The sequence below is a fragment of the Streptomyces rubellomurinus genome (assembly GCF_000961885.1).
GTDB classification, from domain to species: Bacteria; Actinomycetota; Actinomycetes; order Streptomycetales; family Streptomycetaceae; genus Kitasatospora; species Kitasatospora rubellomurina.
In genome coordinates this window covers 1-250 of sequence record NZ_JZKH01000387.1, presented here as the reverse complement: position 1 = coordinate 250, position 250 = coordinate 1, and the positions used below count along the sequence as shown (strand labels likewise).

The following is a 250-nucleotide window of genomic DNA, read 5'->3' as shown; positions in this document are numbered from 1 at the left end:
GGTGTTGCGGCCCTCGCGCAGGTAGCGGAAGGCCTCCTGGCCCCGGCGCACGTCCCAGGAGCGGATCGGCGAGGGGACGAGCACCTTGCGCTCGAACAGTGCGGCGAGCTCGACCAGCATCTCCTGGATCCGCTCCGGCCCGGCCTGGGCGACCAGGTCGTACGAGCGGTAGCGCACCCCGGCGTGCTGCCGGGCGACGGCCTCCGGGTCGCGCAGGTCGGTCTTGCCCATCTCCAGGAACCGGCCGCCG

General features: G+C 74.0%; 1 protein-coding gene. It reads right to left on the bottom strand.

Annotated elements, in window-relative coordinates:
• A partial coding sequence (locus tag VM95_RS38310) for a zinc-binding dehydrogenase (RefSeq protein ID WP_045706423.1) occupies positions 1-250 on the bottom strand: 250 nt, incomplete at both ends.